This window comes from Balneolales bacterium ANBcel1 (genome assembly GCA_029688905.1).
Taxonomy (GTDB): domain Bacteria; phylum Bacteroidota; class Rhodothermia; order Balneolales; family Natronogracilivirgulaceae; genus SLLW01.
In genome coordinates this window covers 297728-316929 of record JARULB010000005.1, presented here as the reverse complement: position 1 = coordinate 316929, position 19202 = coordinate 297728, and the positions used below count along the sequence as shown (strand labels likewise).

The 19202-nt window shown below is 54.7% G+C and carries 13 protein-coding genes; 6 read left to right on the top strand and 7 right to left on the bottom strand.

Features of this window, described 5'->3' with window-relative positions; genetic code table 11:
- The first annotated feature begins 11 nt into the window (after positions 1-11).
- From QA596_08980 to QA596_08960, 5 genes are all read left to right on the top strand, one after another.
- Positions 12-782, top strand: coding sequence for an outer membrane lipoprotein-sorting protein (locus tag QA596_08980; protein ID MDG5767595.1), 771 nt, complete (start codon positions 12-14; stop codon positions 780-782).
- Positions 783-794: 12 nt separating this feature from the next.
- A complete protein-coding gene (locus tag QA596_08975) occupies positions 795-2015 on the top strand; it encodes an ABC transporter permease (protein MDG5767594.1) in 1221 nt (406 codons plus the stop codon).
- Positions 2016-2113: 98 nt separating this feature from the next.
- On the top strand, positions 2114-3334 hold the full coding sequence (locus QA596_08970) for an FtsX-like permease family protein (GenBank protein ID MDG5767593.1): 1221 nt from the start codon (positions 2114-2116) through the stop codon (positions 3332-3334).
- A gap of 107 nt (positions 3335-3441) precedes the next feature.
- Entirely contained in the window at positions 3442-4155 is a 714-nt protein-coding gene (locus QA596_08965) for an ABC transporter ATP-binding protein (GenBank protein MDG5767592.1), read from the top strand.
- A 10-nt stretch (positions 4156-4165) separates the two neighbouring features.
- Complete coding sequence (locus QA596_08960; GenBank protein MDG5767591.1) at positions 4166-5392, top strand: hypothetical protein; 1227 nt, start codon at positions 4166-4168, stop codon at positions 5390-5392.
- A gap of 132 nt (positions 5393-5524) precedes the next feature.
- Here the strand turns inward: QA596_08960 and QA596_08955 are convergent, their stop codons facing one another.
- Positions 5525-7261: a methyl-accepting chemotaxis protein gene (locus QA596_08955; GenBank protein ID MDG5767590.1), complete on the bottom strand. Its 1737-nt coding sequence runs from the start codon at positions 7259-7261 to the stop codon at positions 5525-5527.
- Positions 7262-7884: 623 nt separating this feature from the next.
- Between QA596_08955 and QA596_08950 the strand changes: the two genes are divergently transcribed.
- Positions 7885-9069: a glycosyl hydrolase gene (locus tag QA596_08950; GenBank protein MDG5767589.1), complete on the top strand. Its 1185-nt coding sequence runs from the start codon at positions 7885-7887 to the stop codon at positions 9067-9069.
- A 48-nt stretch (positions 9070-9117) separates the two neighbouring features.
- Here the strand turns inward: QA596_08950 and QA596_08945 are convergent, their stop codons facing one another.
- From QA596_08945 to QA596_08920, 6 genes are all read right to left on the bottom strand, one after another.
- Positions 9118-9528: a cupin domain-containing protein gene (locus QA596_08945; GenBank protein ID MDG5767588.1), complete on the bottom strand. Its 411-nt coding sequence runs from the start codon at positions 9526-9528 to the stop codon at positions 9118-9120.
- A 611-nt stretch (positions 9529-10139) separates the two neighbouring features.
- Positions 10140-12350 (bottom strand): prolyl oligopeptidase family serine peptidase, encoded by a 2211-nt coding sequence (locus tag QA596_08940; GenBank protein MDG5767587.1) that lies wholly within the window; start codon positions 12348-12350, stop codon positions 10140-10142.
- A 204-nt stretch (positions 12351-12554) separates the two neighbouring features.
- Complete coding sequence (locus QA596_08935; protein ID MDG5767586.1) at positions 12555-15536, bottom strand: phosphoenolpyruvate carboxylase; 2982 nt, start codon at positions 15534-15536, stop codon at positions 12555-12557.
- A gap of 244 nt (positions 15537-15780) precedes the next feature.
- Entirely contained in the window at positions 15781-16542 is a 762-nt protein-coding gene (locus tag QA596_08930; GenBank protein MDG5767585.1) for an SDR family oxidoreductase, read from the bottom strand.
- Between the two features lie 398 nt (positions 16543-16940).
- Entirely contained in the window at positions 16941-18551 is a 1611-nt protein-coding gene (locus tag QA596_08925; GenBank protein MDG5767584.1) for a methyl-accepting chemotaxis protein, read from the bottom strand.
- 222 nt (positions 18552-18773) lie between these two features.
- A complete protein-coding gene (locus QA596_08920; GenBank protein ID MDG5767583.1) occupies positions 18774-19196 on the bottom strand; it encodes a substrate-binding domain-containing protein in 423 nt (140 codons plus the stop codon).
- Between the last annotated feature and the right edge of the window lie 6 nt (positions 19197-19202).

Genomic DNA, 19202 nt, shown 5'->3' with positions numbered 1-19202 from the left:
GGGAGTATCCCATGTTTTACAAAACTATTACCAAATCCATTTTGCTGATCTGCCTGCTGGCTGCGATGCCGTTAGCCGACGCCCGGGGGCAGAGTCAGGGCCCCGCCGAAATCATTGACCGGATGGAGCAGGTTATGCGCGGCAATTCCAACTACGCCGAAATGACCATGCGTATCGAGCGGCCCCGCTACCAGCGGGAAGTGTCCATGCGTTCGTGGATGCTTGGCCGCGACTACTCCATGATCATCATCACCGCGCCGTCGCGTGATGAGGGAACCGCCTTTCTGATGCGTGAAAACGATATCTGGAACTACGACCCGCGCATCGACCGCACCATCCGTCTCCCGTCTTCCATGATGGCGCAATCCTGGATGGGGTCCGATTTCACCAACGACGACCTGGTGCGCGACTCCGACACCGTTGAGGATTTTGAGCATGAGATTCTCCGGACCGGGGAGTATGAGGGCAGAAACGCCTGGGTCATTCGCCTTATCCCCAAACCCGATACCCCGATCGTCTGGGGCAAGGTAAAAATGTGGATCTGCACCGACACGTATGTTCAGTTGCGTGTTGAGAACTACGACCAGCAGGAGGAGCTGGTCAATACCATGAAGCTGGATGAGATTCGCACCATGAATGACCGCGAAATACCCACCCGGATTACGGTAATTCCTGCCGGCAAGGAGAATGAACAGACCATCCTGGTCTATGAGAAACTGGAATTCGATATTGATATCGACCGCCGCTTCTTTACCCAGCAGAATATGCAGCGCCAACGCTAAGCCCCCGATCCCATGCTTATCTATATCAAACTCGCCTGGCGAAATATCTGGCGCAAGCGCAGACGCACATTGATCACCGTCTCCGCCATTGTCTTTGCCGTGATTGCCGCCATCATGATGCAGTCGGTAAACCGAGGCAGTTATGAGATGATTATCGATCGCACGGTTAGCTTCAGTACCGGATATATCCAGCTGCAGGATTACCGTTTTGATGACGAATCGTCTCTCGATAATGCGTTTTACTACGACGAGGAGATCCGCGATCAGGTTCTTGGCGCGGATGAACGTATCACACATCTGATTCCGAGAATCGAAACCTTCATGTTGGCCGCCAACGGTGGGTATACCCGCGGTTCGGTAGTGCTGGGCGTCGACCTGGAAAAAGAGCATCGCTTTAACAACTTCCGCGACTATCTGGATGACGGCCGTTTTTTTGAGCCGGGAGAGCAGGCTGTCGTAATTGGAAGCGGATTGTCCGACCGCCTGCAGCTTGCAGCCGGGGATACCCTGATCCTGATCGGGCAGGGCCGGTTTGGCATGTCGGCCAGCGGCCTGTTTGAAATTTCCGGCGTGATACGGCATCCGATTCGTGATTTGGACAACATGGCGGTGTACATGCCTCTGGAAAGCGCGCAGTGGCTGTTATCTGCAGAAGACCACCTCACCGCATTGCTGATTTCTCCGGAACGGGAGCGGCAGACAGGCAGCGTAGCCGCCTCGTTGAAAAGTGAATTTGAAGACGGGGAGCTGGTTGTTCTGACCTGGCCCGAGCTTATGCCCGAACTTTTGGAATTGATGGAGCTGGACCTTGCCGGTCCGCGGTTTATCACGCTTGTCCTTTATATCGTCATCGGATTCGGATTTCTGGGAACGGTACTGACGATGACCATGGAGCGACTCCGTGAGTTCGGCGTACTTTTGTCGATCGGGATGAAGCGCGGGCGCCTGTGTGCCGTAGTCTTCCTCGAGACGCTCTTCATCAGTATCATCGGTGTGCTGGCCGGTATGGCGGCGGCCTGGGGGATTCTCTGGCTCATCAATCCGATCCGGCTGAGCGGGGATGCCGCCGTAGCCCTGCTTGACATGGGCTTTGAACCGCTGCTGCCCATGTCTTTTGCCGCCGATCAGTTTTACATGCAGGGTTTTTATGTGTTTCTGATCGCCATGGTGGTGTTTCTATTTCCACTGGTAAAAATATCCCGGCTGAATATTCTTGATGCAGCGAGGAGCTGACATGACACGAATATGGCTGCCACCGTTTGACTTGCGGGGTAAGAGGGTGCATTGCCGTTCGATATCATTTGACCTTACAAATCAGAAATTTTAACCACATGAAAACGTTGATAACCATTTCCTGGCGGAATATCTGGCGCCATCCGGCACGCAGCGGCGTCATGCTGGCTGCCATCACGATCGGATTGTGGTCCGCCCTGCTGATAGTCGGCTGGGCCAACGGACTGCTTCAGCAGCGCATGGACTACATGATCGAACGGGAGGTTACGCACGCCCAGGTCCATCACCCGGAATTTCTCGCCGATCTCTTCCCCTGGAACTACATACCGAACCACGATGACGTCTCCGCATGGCTGAAGGATCATCCCGATGTCGCATCGCACACCTCCCGGACCATCACCGAAGGGATGCTGCAATCTCCGGTAAAAACCTCCGGAGTCCGCATCCGGGGTATTGACACGCAGACCGAAACGCGAACTACCCGGTTCCACGAGAATATGGTCGAGGGCGAATATCTCGACACCGGAATGCGCAATGCCGTAATCATCAGCCGGATTATGGCGGATGACCACAACATGCGCATCGGAAACCGGATTGTGCTCACCTTCGAGAATATGAATGGCGAGCTGACCTCCGGCTCCTTTTTCATTTCCGGCTTTTTTGAATCGGCTTCATCAGATTATGACCGCCGGAATATCTTTGTGCGATCCGCCGATCTGCTGGATTTGCTCGCCGATCAGCCGGTTTCCCACGAAATCGGGATCATGTTGAAGGATGTTGAACGGGCTGACGCCCTGGTGGCCGAACTGAACGATCAATTCGAAGGAATCCACGCGCAGACATGGCGGGAACTCTCTCCGGAACTCAGCATGATTGTCGCGCTGGGCGGACTCATGGTCATTATCCTGACCGTGATTTTCATGATCGCGCTGGGATTTGGCATCCTGAATACCATGCTCATGGCATTGTTCGAACGCATGAGAGAGATCGGCATGCTGCTTTCAATCGGAATGAGCAAACTCCGGGTGTTCGGTATGATCATGCTCGAGGCTTCCATACTTACCATGACCGGCGCCTTCGCGGGTATTCTGCTGGCCTGGCTCAGCATCATGCGGCTCGGCAAAACCGGGATCAACCTGGAAATGTTTGCCGATGGAGCCGCCATGGTCGGTTTCGATTATATGATCTATCCGTTCATGACGACCACCGATTTTGTAACCGTCATTGTCATTGTGATCATCATTACCCTGCTCGCATCGTTTTATCCGGCCATGAAGGCGGTCCGTATCAAACCGCTGGAGGCGGCCAGGGATTCCTGAAATGTGCAGTCCGCCGCCCGACGCCGGGTGCTGCCGTCAGCGGCATCATCGGTATCGGGCAGGCTTCGGAAACCGGTTTTTTCAAATAACTCTCAAAATGAACCATCATGGCACTTGTAAAAACGGAAAATTTGTCAAAGGTATACAATCCGGACACCGTCCCGGTACATGCCCTGCGCGATGTCTCCATCACCATCGAACCGGGCGAATTCACCAGCATTGTGGGTCCGTCGGGTTCCGGTAAAACCACACTGCTCAACATGATCGGTGGACTTGACAAGCCGAGCTCCGGCAGGGTGATTGTCAACGGCACCGACATAACCGGCATGAAAGACAGCAAGCTGATCGATTTCCGGCTCCGGAATATCGGTTTTGTCTTCCAGCACTATAACCTGATCCCGGTATTCACCGCACGCGAAAATGTCTCGTTTATCATGCTGCTGCAAAATCGCGATAAAAAGGAGATGCATCGCCGTGCCGATGAGTTGCTCGACAAGGTGGGACTCGGCGACCGCAAGGATGCGCGCCCCAAGGAGATGTCGGGAGGCCAACAGCAGCGCGTTGCCGTTGCCCGGGCCCTGGCTTCCGAACCCAGTTTCATTCTGGCCGACGAACCGACCGCCAATCTGGATTCCGAGTCGGCCATGAATCTGCTGGATATCATGAGCCGCATGAACAGGGAACAGGATGTCACCTTTGTGTTCTCCACTCACGACCAGCGGGTCATAGACCGGGCCCGGAGGGTAATTACCATGGTGGATGGTGCCGTGGATGGGGATGAAATCCGTCACGAGGAGAAGAACCATGCCGCATCATCGTGAACCCGTTTGTATGTGTAGCCCCGACACCCGGTGTGAGCGGAGAAGCATCCTGCCGCGCCGTCCTGTACCGTTTCGCATAGTGATCCCGGCCATACTTCTTCTGGTCTGGATTGCGGGTGCGGAGGAGCTGCGCGCCTGGTCAGGTGACCGCCTTCAAATCCGCGGGTATCTGCAAGGCATGCCGGTACGCATTTCCGCGGATCTTCCGGAACCGGTCGGCAGCGACACCTGGATGGAGTATCGCCTGCAAAACCGGCTCAACGTCAGGTGGGATGCCGGATCGGATCTGAGTTTTCACTGGCAAATGCGAACCCGAATCTTTGGCGGGGACCTCATCCGGGACTTTCCGGAGTATGCGGCCGGTATTGATACCGACGACGGACTGGTGAATCTTTCCTGGATGATAACCGAGCAGAACAGCTGGGTGCTGCACCATATCCCCGATCGTTTGTATGCCGAATGGGACCGGGGTGCCTGGAATATTCGTGTCGGCCGGCAACGAGTGAACTGGGGCGTCAACATGATCACCAACCCCAACGACATCTTCAACATCTACTCGTTCTACGACTTCGGCTATCCTGAACGGCCGGGCAGCGACGCCATCAGGATCCGGCGATTTCTTGGTTTCAGCTCCCGGATGGAACTGGCCGTGAGTCCGGCCCGAAATCTGGAAAACAGTGTGGCGGCCATGTTGTACTCTTTTAATACCCGTGGTTACGATATCCAGGTGATCGGCGGATACTATCGCGAGCGGTTTACCACCGGTGCCGGCTGGGCGGGTAACCTGAGGGATGCCGGGTTCAAGGGAGAGGTGATGTTTTATGCCGACATCAACGAGACGGACGGCTCACGGGCAACCAATCTCATCGCCTCGGCCTCCATCGACTACATGTTCTCGAACAGCCTGTTTCTTGTGACCGAAGCGCTGTACAACAAGGATGGGGGGATGGATACATTCTCGCTGCTGGCCGAGCCGCTTACTCCCGACAACCCTTCCTTCTCCCGCTATCAATTCACCGCACAGGCAACCTACCCCGTTCATCCACTGCTGGACGGATCGCTTGCCGCGATTTTTTATCCTGACGAATCCTCCGTATTCCTGTCACCATCACTGACATGGTCGGTTCTCCAGAACCTGGACATGCAGCTTCTGGCCCAGTTTTTTGCCGGCAGCGACGACTCGGCATTCGCGAATGCGGGCAACCTGGTGATGGCTTCGTTGAAATACAACTTCTGACAGCATGACGAACCCGCCCGAAAACCCGGACATGTGTTCGCAATTTTTTTGATCAATCCAGTGGCGTACGCCGAAACGCGAGCGCCTCTTCAAGCCCGTTCGTAACCGCGATGTGCCGGTTCGGCCTGAGGATTAGAAATCACTCAAATCGCCATCGTCCAGGGGAATCAGCTCCCTGGCTTCTTTTTGATTCTTTTTGCGAGTGCCGTTACCTCCGTTTCGTCCGTACGGCTCACGGAAACCCTGACCAGCGGATGGCTGTGGACGAAGCAATGTGTGAGCGTTTGAACCGGAGGAATTGCCGCGAGAGTAACCGTTGCCGGTCGATTTACCCGTATGGTGTCCGTTGTAGCTGTTTCCGTTCTTCGACCCGACCAGGGCTACAAGCATGTCCACCATTTGATTAAGCTCACTGGCCTGGGATGAAAGCTCTTCGGCGGAGCTGGCCGTCTCTTCGGAGTTCGAGGCATTCGTCTGTACCACCTTGTCCATTTCCGCCATCACACTGTTCATTTCCGAGATGCCGGTTGCCTGTTCCTTGCTGGCCGCGGAGATTTCAATAATCAGGGTACTGACATTGTCGATGCTCTCCTTGATTCGCACCAGGTTATCCGAAACTTCCGTCGCGACCTCCGATCCCCTGTGGGAACTGGACTGCGACTTTTCAATGAGTTCCGATGTGTTTCTGGCCGCTTCGGCACTTCGCTGAGCCAGATTCCGTACCTCTTCGGCGACTACCGCGAACCCTTTGCCCGCCTCACCGGCACGCGCCGCTTCCACAGCGGCGTTCAACGCCAGCAAATTGGTCTGAAAAGCGATATCGTCGATGGTTTTTATGATGCGGGTAGTTTCCATGGAGGAAGTCTGGATCTCTTCCATCGTCTCCGACATCCGCTTCATCGCCTGTACGCCGTTCTCAATAATAGGCTGGGCCTCTTTCATTGCCCGTTCCGCTTCATTGGCATTACTGGAGGTGTGCTTTGTCTGGGAGGCCATCTCTTCCATGGAGGAGGTAGTCTGCTCCAGGCTGGCAGCCTGTTCGCTGGCTCCCTCCGAGAGCTGCTGGCTGGCAGATGACAATTGTGTAGATGAGGCCGTAACCTGCTCGGCGCCGCTGCTGAGTCCGTCGATGATCTTTTGCAGGGCATTGTTGATGGCACGGCTGATATAGCCACCGAGAAGCAGCGCGATGGCAAAACCCGCAATCAGGGCGGCCAGGGTAAGAGTACGGATAATATTGGATAAACGAACGGCGCGGCTGGTCACTTCATCTGCCACAGCAGTATTGATGCGAACCAGATTTGCCAGATGGCCGGTAGCCTGCGTTTGAAGCCCGTAGGAGTCTTCTAGCGTCATTTGTGCAATTCTGCTTCGTAACTCCTCTGCCTGGTCTTCGTTGCTTATGTCGTCCAGTTGCCGGTGCAGACGCAAAATGTCATCGTTGACCCGCGCCCACTCCGGGATGTAGCGGTTGAAACCCTGCCACTCCCGTTCCATTTCTGCCGTTCTTGGCAAGGATTCGTATCTGCCCAGTGCCGCTTGATAGGTTTGGCGCAGCCGGGCAAACTCTTCATAATAAGCCCGACGCTCCTCACGGCTATTGTACGGGGTAAGCAGAGTCCGAGTGATACCCACCAACTGCTCCAGAGCTACCTCCATACGCAGCAACTGTTCTACCGCCGGCAATTGTTCTGTTCCGATGTTATCGATGCTCCGATCGGCCTGATATGCCCCATACAGCCCGATAAAACCCACAATAAGTGTGATAACCGCCACTCCACTGAATGCGGCCATCAGTTTTTTCCTGATTGTCCAGTTACTGCCCCATTCCGTAATACCGGAAAAGGTTCCATTGTCTTTTTTTCTCATAAACGTGATTTTGATAATGTACAGGATTAGATATACCGGCTACAGGATTTATCGGCCCTGTTAAACCGCCTGAAGTGAATAAAACCACGGAATGGTGGTATCCCCCCGACTCTTTCCGAAGCTCACTTAACCGTGCGGCAAAAAAAACAGAGCAGCCTGACATCCTGCTTCATACCTGATATCCAAAAAAGAACAGCGTGTGCCCCACAGGGCAACGAAACAACCCCATAAGTTTCAAAAACCATGCCACTCGAAAGAGGCTCGTGACCCTGGTTTTATTTTCGATTCACTGCAATCTACCCTGTTATCGGGCGCACAGAAGTGTTGCTTAAGTGTTTTTATGACACTCGCAGTGCCGGTTTCGCATTTATATTGGATGGATGGCAGTCCGCGGCCCCCATTTGCAGCTTTTTTTCACGCCCCGCTTTTTTTTTCGGATGATGACTGCCGGAGACTTTTTTTCGCGATCTGTCCCGGAGTCGCTACTTGCAATCCGGAAATCTTTTCCTTGAATTTATTCAATCATATTGATTAATTCAGAGTGTATGCGACTATTCCTACCGGCTGCCTGGCGTGCCGGGCCGGACCTGTTTTCTGTCAATTTCAAATATGTGAGGCTAAAGATGGCAATAATCAGATGGGCTGTAATCCTTATCACGGGTATTCTATTGACGGGGCTGACGGCTTGTGAACCCGAATCGGAGCCCCCTCCGTTTCAACCGCTTGCGATGGTTGATCCTGACGCAACTGCTGAAACTAAGGCGCTGTTTCTCAACCTCAGAGATATCGGGGAGAACCATATTTTATTCGGACATCAGGATGATCTGGCCTATGGGGTTCACTGGAAAAATGAGCCGGGACGCTCGGATGTCAAGGAAGTGACCGGATCCTATCCTGCAGTGTTCGGCTGGGAACTCGGTGACCTTGAATTGGGCGCAGAGGAGAATCTGGATGCGGTCAATTTCGAAAACCTGAAAGGGTGGATTCGTGAAGCGCTTGAACTCGGCGGGATCAACACCATCAGCTGGCATGTGAACAATCCGGCTACGGGAGGTGATGCCTGGGATACCGACGGACGTCCCGTCGCCACCATCCTTCCCGGTGGTGAGAATCACGACATGTTCAACGAATGGCTGGATACGTTTGCGGATTTTGCAAACGATTTGACGGCAGTTGTTGATGGCGAGGAACGGTTTATCCCCATAATTTTCAGGCCCTGGCATGAGCATAACGGCAGCTGGTTCTGGTGGGGCGCCGACCACTGCACCCCGGAGGAATACATCGAGCTGTGGCGGTATACGGTCGAATACCTGCGTGATGAAAAAGGGCTGCATCATCTGATCTGGGCCCACTCGCCGGGCGATTTTACCGGTATGGATGAGTTTCTGGAGCGCTACCCGGGTGACGATTACGTGGATCTGGTCGGGTTTGACATGTATAGCCTCGACCGGGAAAAATATATTGAAAGCATGCGGGCACTGGTGGAATATGCCGAAGAGCGCGGGATGATTACCGCTTTCACCGAGACTGGAAACGAGGCGCTGCGCAATGAAACCTGGTTCACCGAGACGCTTTATCCCCTCCTGATGGCTGACGAAGTTGCCGCCCGTATCTCCTACGTGCTGGTCTGGAGAAACGCTCACGAGGCCACAGACCGTGTCGATCACTATTATACCCCCTACCCCGGACATCCGGCCGAACAGGACTTTATCCGGTTTTATGAGAAGGATGAAATCATATTCCTCGACCGGTTGCCCGATATGTATACGATATCCGATGAGCCGGTACAGCCACGACTTTTGCCCTGATCACTCCGTTCGTTACAAATTATGCACCCATATAACGGATGCACGGTATCACAAAGCTTCCCCGGCATCATGTTCGGCGATAAAATGGTATTTCACCTCTTCGATGGAATCCGCAGCAAAGGTATAGAAAAACCGGAGGGGTTCTGTTCCGGTGTTTTTTAAACAGTGGACGGCATTTCCGGGAATGTATACGGCACATCCTGGAGCTACCTTCTGGACAAATCCGTCGATAGTAATTTCGCCGTTGCCGCCGGTAATGTGATAGATTTCCGTCTGTTTGTGCCGGTGTGCCTTGAATTCCCTGCCGGGAGGGATTTCCGCCATGCCGGCAGTCAGGTTCTTTGTCGGGGAACGGCCGGCACTGAACAGGGTTCGCCAGTACACCTCGCCATGGATCTCGTCGTTCCATCCATTGGTATAGAGACCTTCCTGGGTTATTACGGGTTGAGCTTCATCCATAAGAGTGTTGGTGATTAAAAATGGTTCCGGTTGAGTTCGCGGACCGTTTGAATATGTGTACCACAGCCGTTCGTGCTGCAGAAACCAGGGCACGGAACAGACGGGAGGCATATCCCTTCGTACCGTGTACCCTGTGTTTATGACGTAACCAGCCCCTCCGAGATTGTATCGGCAGAGGGGATCGCTGTCAGGTATTGGTTTGTGTGGAGGACAACGTGCAAAAAAAAGTGCGGCTCATCGGTAGTGCGGCTCATCGGTCAAAACGGCATCATTCTTACAAATAATCAACGATTGCCAGGAATGACCGTATGTTTCAGATAAAACAGCTGCAGCGATTTTTTTCACATACGGACAGTTTTGGTGGCACCGTTCGTAATGAGCGGCGCGGCACCGCCGGTAGGGGCATACGAAAACCCTGAATCACGCCCGCCTGATGGCACGCTATAACATCGGCTGGACGAGCTGCGGGAAGAAAAGCCCCGGGTGGATTTCATCCTCGGCGGAGCTCCCAACCGGTGGTACTTTATTGAAGATGGAGGAGGTAACTCAGATCACCTGCCTGCCCGGTTTTGAAGGCATCTTTTCAGATTGTAATAGTGGTGCTTCGGTTCTCAGGGTGTCTCTGCGAAAGGATGGATTCCCATTGAGAACCAGGCGAAAGCGTAGCGATCAGCCCACTCGCGGATCACCGACTCGGTGGAGCGCCCGGCGCCATGTCCGGCGCGGGTCTCGATCCGGATGATTACCGGATTGTCGCCGGCGTGTTTTGCCTGAAGCTCAGCGGCAAATTTGTAGGAGTGCGCCGGCACCACACGGTCGTCATGGTCGGCTGTAGTAATCATGGTTGACGGATAAACGGTGCCTTCCCTCACATTATGCACAGGGGAATAGCCAAGCAGATACTGGAACATCTCCTCGCTCTCTTCGGAGGTGCCGTAGTCGAACGCCCAGCCCGCACCGGCGGTAAAGGTGTGGTAACGGAGCATATCGAGCACACCGACAGCCGGAAACGCAACGGCCGCCAGATCGGGACGCTGCGTCATCACCGCTCCCACCAGAAGGCCCCCGTTGGAACCTCCGGCAATGGCCAGCCGCTCGCTGGAGGTGTATCCGTTGTCGATCAGGTACTCACCGGCGGCAATGAAATCGTCAAACACGTTTTGCCGGTTGGTGCGGATCCCGGCATGATGCCAGCGTTCACCGTATTCGCCGCCGCCACGGATGTTGGGTTGGGCGTAAATGCCGCCGTTCTCAAGCCAGATCAGCCGGCTGATGCTGAAGGAAGGCCGCAGGCTCACATTGAATCCACCGTATCCGAACAGGTAGGTGGGGTTGGTGCCGTCCAGCTCCAGCCCCTTTTTGTAGGTGATGAACATCGGAATTTCGGTGCCGTCCGGACTTTCGTAAAACACCTGCTCGGTAACGTACTCCTCCGGATTAAAATCGATGTCGGGCATCCAGTACATTTCGGAGGCCCCGGTTTCGGTATCGTACTTGTAAATGGTTGAGGGGTAGGTAAAAGAGGTGAACACATAGTAGAGCGTTCGCTCCTCCTTTCTGGCGGAAAAGCCACCGGCGGTACCGATCGAGGGGAGCTCCACCACACGAACCAGGTTGCCGTCGTAGTCCAGCTGGCGAACTTCCGTCTGGACGTCAATCAGGTAGCTGGCAAACAGGTATCCGCCGGCTGTGCTAACCGTAAGCACATGATCGGTTTCCGGAATGATATCCACCCAGTTCTCCGGGGCCGGATTGTTGATATCGGCAGCTACGAGGCGGTAGTTAGGGGCTTCACGGTTGGTGTGGATCAGCAGCCGGTCGCCATCGGTATCAATCACCGTGTAATTGCTGTCGAAATTGTCGATGATCGGGATGAGTTCACCGGATCCGGCTTCCAGATCCTTTACGTAGAGCTCGTTGCCGGTGGTGCTTTCAGCCGCCCAAATCACCAGATACCGCTGATCTTCGGTGATTCCCCCGCCAACATAGCGTCTCGGGGTTTCCTCGCCGCCGAAAACCAGCTCGTCCTCACTTTGGGGAGTGCCGATCCGGTGAAAGTAGAGCTTGTGCTGGTCGGTCATTGCGGAAAGCTGACTTCCGTCGGGGTTTTCATAACTGCTATAGTAGAAGCCCTCGTTTTTATACCAGGAGATACCGGAGAATTTGACATCAACAAGGGTGTCGCCAATCTGTTCCATGGTGGCGGTGTTGCGGACAATAACCTTCCGCCAGTCGGAGCCTCCCTCCGATATGGCATAAGCAGCCAGTGAGCCGTCGTTGGTGAAACTGAGTCCGGCCAGCGAAGTGGTCCCATCATCCGAAAACGTGTTGGGATCCAGGAATACTTCCGCACGGCTTTGGATGTCGCCGTCTTCAAGATCCGAGAGATCGGCAATTCGGTAGATTACGGAGTGGTTTTGGAGTCCGTCGTTATGCGAAAAGAAGTAGTAATCCCCGTACTTCGTTGGTGCGCTTTGACGTTCGTAGTTCCAGTCTTCTGTGAGTTGCTGCCGGATTTGCTCGCGGAAAGGAATTTGCTCGAGGTAGTCAAACGTCACTTCGTTCTGTGCCTTGACCCATGCGGCGGTTTCATCCGACAGGTCATCTTCCAGCCATCGATAGGGGTCGGGCACCGCAGTGCCGAAATAGTGATCTACGGTGTCACTTTGACGCGTATGGGGATAGGCGAGGAGCCGTGCGGTCTCTTTTGTTACCTGTTGTGCGGCTTCCGGGTCGGTGCCGGAATCTGCCTGTATGGCATCCTGCTGCTTGCAAGCGGTAATCATCAGCAGTGTGAGGAGGGTCGACAAAACGATTTTCATGGGTATGATTTTTAAAGGGATCAATCAGAGGAGGGAGGCCTCCACAGAAATAAGTGTAGACTCCGGCCACATATTGTGATGCTCCCAGCGGGATTATTGGCCGGGCAGGATCTGTCTGAATAGCTTGACGAAGAGGTCGCGCCGACAAATGTTTGCCCATCTCGTTAATATAAAAAAAAGCTGATTACAGAAATAATGCCGGCGTCACCCGGTGGTTCCGAGTCCCCCGGCAATGGCATTCAGCACCAGAAGCATGTCTTCGAGCATCACGTCGGCTTTTTCATTCTCCCCGTTCCGCTTGAGTTCCCGCCAGGTTTTGAGCTGATCTATCTGCAGCCGGTGCAGCGGTTTCAGCCGCTCGTTCCGGAAGCCGATCATGGTGTACATCCGGGGCCGGCGTTCATGAAGCTCATGGCCGTAGAGAATCTCCAGCATTCGGCGGGTGCGGTGGTACTCGTCCGTGATCCGTTTCAGATAGTGCTCTGCGGTATCGCGATCGGCCATCAGGTTTGCATACCACTGCATGATTTCGGTGTCGGTCAGCGCAATTGCCGATGAGGCATTGGTGATGATGTAGCGGAACGGCATGAAATCAACCGCATGGTTTTTGAGGGTTTCGAACGACTCGGCGTCCTCTTTCTGCAGGATTTCGAGCGCGTGGCCCACCCCGTACCAGCCGGTCAGGAAAAAACGCGACTGGCTCCAGCTGAATACCCACGGTATGGCCCGGAGATCTTCAAAGCTTCGTTTGCCGGTTCTGCGCGCGGGCCTGGACCCGATGCTGCTCGATTCGATGATGTCGATGGGCGTGACCTGCGAGAAGAACGAGACAAACCCGTCGGAGCGCACCAGGCTTTGATAGCGTTCGAGACTGCTGTCGTACAGGCGTTTGATTATGGGCTCAAGGGTCTGGTAGAGGTCGTTGCAGGAGCTGCCCCGGCGCACGCTGGCAGCATTTCCGGAAGAGGAACCCTCGCCGTTTTGTCCCGTTTCGTGATGTCCGGGCCGCTCCGGGTTTTCGCCGATGTCAAAGGCACCAAGTGTGAGTCCGGCCGTACCGGCTTGCAGCAGCTCCAGATTATAGAGCGCGGTCAGCTTGTTGGCATATTTCTGGGAGATGACTTCCCCCTGCTCGGTCAGCCGCATATCCCCCCGGATGGTTTCGGAGGGGAGCCCGGCGATAAAACGATGGGTCGGACCGGCGCCCCGGCTGATGGTTCCGCCCCGGCCATGGAAAAACCGGATGCGTATTCCGTGTTTGCGGCCGGCTTCGGCAAGGCGGCGCTGGGCGACATTGAGGCTCCACAGGCTGGCAAGTATACCGCCGTCCTTGTTGCTGTCGCTGTAACCCACCATCACCTGTTGGTAGAGATCAGGCTGACCGGTTTTCGATTCACCTGATTCTCCTGCTTCTTCGAGCTGCCTGTCGGCCTGAATGGTCTTGTCTGAATCGCTGCTTTTCGTCCGGGTAGAAAGAGTGAGCATCTCTCTGGTAATGGGACGCCCGTCGGAGAGGGTTCTCTGGAGATACAGGCTCTGGCGTGTGACCGGGTGTTGCAGAAACGAGTCCAGGATATCCGGGCCCCGTTCAAGATCATTGATAGTTTCAAACAGGGGTACGACGGAAAACAGGCAGGCCAGACCGTTTTCGCCGGTGACCAGGAGTCCGGCTTCCCGGGCCAGCAGATATACTACCAGCAGGTCGGAAAGACTGCGGGTCATGCTGACGATTAGGGCGCCGATGCCGCGTGTGCCGAATCGCCGCACGTGCCGGTAGAGAACCCGGTAGCAGGCCAGCACTGCGTCGGCCTCCTTGCCGATACCGTGCCGGTGCCGCAGAAACGGCCGTGATGTTTCGAGTTCACGATTCAATAACTCAAGCCGCTTCTCCTCCGGCCAGTCGGCGAAATGTTCGGCGTCGGGGATACCGGCGGCCTCCATCAGCTGTGAAAGTGCGGCATCATGAAACCGGCTGTTCTGGCGGATGTCCAGCGATGCCAGGTGGAATCCGAACGTTGAAACTTTCCGCGCGATCGGGTCAACATCCGAGTTGGCGATGCGACCGGCATTGATTTCACGGAGAGAATCCGTCAGTTGGTCAAGATTCTCCAGCAGCTCTTCGGTTCTGGTATAATAACGGGGGTGATCGAGTTCAAGCAGCGGCTCATCGTCATCATCCAGCGGAAGCCGGGTGATCAGCAGGTTGACGAACTGTCGCCAGGGCTCCTCCGGATTGCGATCCATGGCTTTTTGGCCCGCTTCCCCGCACAGGTCGGCCAGGATCTCCAGATGGTTTTTGAAAGCGGATGGAGCGGGTGCTTCGCGAGAGGAAATACTGATTTTCCGGGCCAGGTCAACCAGGTCGGATTTAATCATGCGGAGCGCGTTTCTGCGCAACTCAAGAAGCGTATGTGCGGTTACATCACTGGTGACGAAGGGGTGGCCGTCACGGTCGCCTCCTACCCAGTTCCCGAACGACACACGGGGAAGCTGATTTCTGTTCTCGATGAGTTTAGGATCAAAACCGGTAGCACTCCAGGCGTCTCTCAACCGCTGGTCGAGCAGAGGCAGCACCACCGGAAACACATTCTTCAGATAGTGCATAACGTTGCGCAACTCGTCCTGGATGGCAGGTTTTTGCAGAAAAACCTGACCGGTCTGCCACAGGCGCTCCAGGGCCACCTTTACATCCTCGGCTATTTGAAGTTTCTCGTTTTCCGTCCAGACCTGGTTTTCGCGCTTCACCATCAGCAGGTAGATGGCGCGGAGCTGGTCAATGACCGTCGACCGTTTCGATTCGGTTGGATGGGCGGTCATAACCGGTTCGATGCGCACATTGCGAAGCTCTCCGGCAATGGTCTCGGGTGGGAGTCCCCTTTTTTCGAGATCCGGAAGGATGCGGCCCCACAGTCCGGAGATGCGTGAAATTCCGTGCTGGTCTTCCAGCTTTCGGCGAAGCTGGGCGGCCGCGTTCTCCTCAACGATGGTGATGAGCTGAAAATAGAGGGAAAACGCTTTGCTGACCTTGTCGGGGTCCGCTTCTGCTGAATGATCCCCCTCGAGATGGCGAATGACCTCCTCTTCTCCCAGATCCCGGAGCATCCCGGTGTAACAGTCGTGTAAAAAACCGATGTCGTCCTGGATTTTTTGCAGGTCTATGCTGTCGTCGGTTGTGCTGAAGTACATGGTCGGGAGTATGTTATGAGGTGAATAGCAGGAAAGTCCGGGAGCGGCGGGCCACAGAGCCTGACCGTAAAAACTGCTACAAAATCAGCGTAAACAAACGTCCGTTTGCTACATGTCATCGATTACACCGGCATGCCGGTTAATGGCAGATAATTTACGGATTCTTTTGTTATGGTCAGATGCGGTGTGCCGGTCATTTGCAAGTGGTCGTTCTGTATAAACGGCAAAGATAGGCAGCTTCTTGTCAGGGGTAATCCTGCCGTGTCGGTCTGACCATAATGTCGCTGACATGCACATGCGGCGGCTGATCGACCACATATTGAATTGCGTTGGCAATGTCTCCGCTCTGCAGCAACGGGCCGAATTTGTCATGGAACGTACGGACCAGCTCGTCGCTGTATCCCGCAGCGGATTGAAAGCCGCTGATCACGATAGCCGGTTCCACCAGGGTTACACGTACCCCACTCGGGCCGATCTCTCGGCGAAGGCCTTCGGCCAGGGCATGAACCGCGAACTTGGTCGCTCCGTAAACACTGCTGAACGGGGAGATAAGCCGCCCGACCGTTGATCCGATGATGACAATATCGGCTGCAGCGTCCGGGTACCGATCCTTTTGCAGATCAACCAGCTTTCGCGCCGCCTGTTGCAGCAGGTGCGTGGTGCCCCTGACATTGATGTTGAGAACTTCGTCAAACTCCGAGAGGTCGGCGTCCTTGACCGACCCTCCCATGCCCCGTCCGGCATTGGCGACCACCGTGTCGGCCGGCCGGCCGAAATGCTGTTCGGCCGCCTCAAAAAGTTGTTGGATGACGGTGCTGTCGGACGCATCTCCGGCAACCCCGTGAAACGCGGCACCCAGTTCCGCCTCGAGTTGGTTCAGTTTTTCGACAGTCCGGCCGTTGCCCACAACACCGTAGCCGTTGGCAATTAAGGAGCGCATCACCGCTTCACCGATACCGGAAGTGGTACCGGTTACTATGGCGATTCGGGAAAAGTCAGAGGCCATACAGGTACAATTTGATGATGGAGGATTAACCGCGCTACCGGTTTTGGTTTTCTTTGCAAAGAATACCGATGAATCCGGAATGGTTCAAGGGGGGCGGGCTTTCTCTTGAGCGGAATCACCAAAAAACCATTTCGGAAAAGCCTGCCGGGTGCGGCAAATCAGGCTTTTACAGGGTCTCTAAAACGACGATGCCCCCAACGACCATGCAGACATGTATCGAAGAGGGCATCACGCTTCCAATAGAACATCCGGCTATTGAGGGAGATCCTGTCCCGGGTTGCAGGAAATCATTCCTCGACCGGCTGCTTTTCGGCAGGAGAGGGACGAGCCGGTAATGGAACATATACCCGGCCCGCCGCGCCTGTTATTCAGATCGGTGGGAGAGATTTCCCGTTTGGTCAGTTCAATTCAAAAGCAATTTCCTTTTCAGGCGACGGCTTTTTGGAGTGGCCGTTCATCCCTTTTGGTTGCGGTTTTTGAACCTGTAATGGCTTGTGTCCGTTCTGCTGCCGGGCGAGTCCGCCCAGTTTGTAATAGGCAATAGACTGTTTCAGACGCTCGGCCTGGTTCATCAGGTCTTCCGCGGATGCGGCAAGCTCCTGGCTCGAGGCAGCGCTCTGCTGCGAGAGTGTGCTGAGCTGCTGAATCGACTGGTTGACCTGGTCGGCGCCTTTGCTTTGCTCATCACTCGACATGGAGATCTCCTGTACGAGCGTAGAGGTTTTGTCGATTTTCGGAATGGTTTCGAACATCACCTCGCCGGCGCGGTTGGCCAGGTTGTAGGCGGTTTTGGTGAGTTCCACAATCTCGTCGGCCGCCGTTTTGCTCTTTTCCGCAAGCATCTGAACTTCTTCGGCCACAACGGCAAACCCTTTGCCGGCATCACCTGCCCTCGCGGCTTCAATAGCCGCGTTCAACGCCAGGACGTTGGTCTGGAACGCAATATCGCTGATCTGGTTGATCCGCTCTGTTATGGTTCTGTTGGCGTTAATCGCGTCCTGCGACCTGCTGCCGACATCTTTCAGCTTGGTGTTGGCTTCCGAAGACAAGCTGTTGGTCTCCTGGGCGTTTCTTGCATTCTGGTTGATGTTGGCAGAAACCTGCTCCATGGTGCTCGAAATCTCTTCCACAAAAGAAGCCTGTTCACCCGACCCTTTTGCCATCTGGGAGGATGTCTCTTCGAGTCGACGACTGATCTCATTGATGTGGTTGGACTCATTTTGCACCCCGACGATCACTTCCGTGAGTTTGGAGACCAGGTCATCCACCGCACGGGAAATATCGCCGATCTCATCCTTCCGGTGGAGAAACTTTTGCGGCACCTTGATGTCCAGATGTCCGTCGGACAGCCTCAGGATGTTATCTACCATTTTCTTCAAGGCTCCGGAGATGGCCTGCGACAACAGCAGTGAGATGACGACAAACAAACCCAGACTTACGAACAGCACCATATTGATCGTTTGACGCAATTCCGCCAGATGGCCACGGGCGTTTTCAAACGCCTGATGCATTTCAACGCTCGAAATTTGCTCGAGCAGATCCCGGAGCACTTCCAGTTCACCGATCATCGCCTGGACGCTTTCGCTGACATTCTCCGAGTAGTCGTCCTCGATCATCAATGTTGACGAATTTACACCGTGCCGATAATAGCGGTTGAACGACTCTACGGTGCGATCCAGCAACTCGTAGTTGTTATCGGCCCTGATTGCGCGGGCACTGTCGGCAAGCTGGCGAAACTCCTGTGCCAGTGCAGCCGTGTTGTCGATCAGGTTGATGTCCTGGGCGGCGACTCCGTCCTGAAACGATTGCTGAACCGCCCTTTGCGTGGCCGTCATGCGATTGGTCAGATCATTGTATGGAATGTGCGAATACTGAACCGTATCCAATTCCCTTCCAACGGACTCGTTGCTCCATTGGGTGGTATAGTAGATCACACCCACCACCAGCACAAAAATGGCCGGGAAGACAAGGATCTTGTATCTGAGTTTTATGTTATTGAAAATATTCATTCTGTGGAGGGTCTTGGGTTGCCGATACCGTTAGGGTACTGCATGCGTGTGTGCTCCATGTGGGGAAATCCGGGTGCGTGAGGATAGAAACGGATTCCTTACGTTTTAATGCCGGGTCTCCGGGTGCCGTTGGTAAACTGCTGATCCGAAAAGAGAGAGAATGCGGACCATGCCGTTGTTTTGTCAAACAGAACGGCGATGGCCCGCATCTGGAGGTTTTGCTTACTGCACGCTTATGGTTTTTACACCGGAGACATTTGCATCGGCGGAAACATACCCGATAGCTCCGGGGTTGGATTGCACGAATTGTACAACGTCTGCGTCGCTGCCACGCTCGAGGGGTGCAGTTCCAGCGCCCGAGAACGCGGCCTGCTGCCAGTGACTCCGGATGGCACCGACATTTCGTCCGTGAACTTCCTGTGAAAACACTTCACGAACCGCCGAGCGCGCACTTTGATCGACCGGTTCAATGGTGGAACCGTCAGCCCAGCGGGTGTTGGTCTTCAGAAAGATGGCCGACAAATCGCTTTTGGAAATGGAGGCTACCGAATTGTCGTTATTGACAATCACCTTGAAGGATTGTCCGGATGCCTGCATAGCCGTGGCAAGCAATAAAAAAGAGAGAATGATCAAAATATTTTTCATGGCTTT

Coding starts and splice junctions, on each gene's coding strand:
- QA596_08980 (MDG5767595.1), top strand. CDS start 12: ATGTTTTACAAAACTATTACCAAATCCATTTTGCTGATCTGCCTGCTG.
- QA596_08975 (MDG5767594.1), top strand. CDS start 795: ATGCTTATCTATATCAAACTCGCCTGGCGAAATATCTGGCGCAAGCGC.
- QA596_08970 (MDG5767593.1), top strand. CDS start 2,114: ATGAAAACGTTGATAACCATTTCCTGGCGGAATATCTGGCGCCATCCG.
- QA596_08965 (MDG5767592.1), top strand. CDS start 3,442: ATGGCACTTGTAAAAACGGAAAATTTGTCAAAGGTATACAATCCGGAC.
- QA596_08960 (MDG5767591.1), top strand. CDS start 4,166: ATGTGTAGCCCCGACACCCGGTGTGAGCGGAGAAGCATCCTGCCGCGC.
- QA596_08955 (MDG5767590.1), bottom strand. CDS start 7,261: ATGAGAAAAAAAGACAATGGAACCTTTTCCGGTATTACGGAATGGGGC.
- QA596_08950 (MDG5767589.1), top strand. CDS start 7,885: ATGGCAATAATCAGATGGGCTGTAATCCTTATCACGGGTATTCTATTG.
- QA596_08945 (MDG5767588.1), bottom strand. CDS start 9,528: ATGGATGAAGCTCAACCCGTAATAACCCAGGAAGGTCTCTATACCAAT.
- QA596_08940 (MDG5767587.1), bottom strand. CDS start 12,350: ATGAAAATCGTTTTGTCGACCCTCCTCACACTGCTGATGATTACCGCT.
- QA596_08935 (MDG5767586.1), bottom strand. CDS start 15,536: ATGTACTTCAGCACAACCGACGACAGCATAGACCTGCAAAAAATCCAG.
- QA596_08930 (MDG5767585.1), bottom strand. CDS start 16,542: ATGGCCTCTGACTTTTCCCGAATCGCCATAGTAACCGGTACCACTTCC.
- QA596_08925 (MDG5767584.1), bottom strand. CDS start 18,551: ATGAATATTTTCAATAACATAAAACTCAGATACAAGATCCTTGTCTTC.
- QA596_08920 (MDG5767583.1), bottom strand. CDS start 19,196: ATGAAAAATATTTTGATCATTCTCTCTTTTTTATTGCTTGCCACGGCT.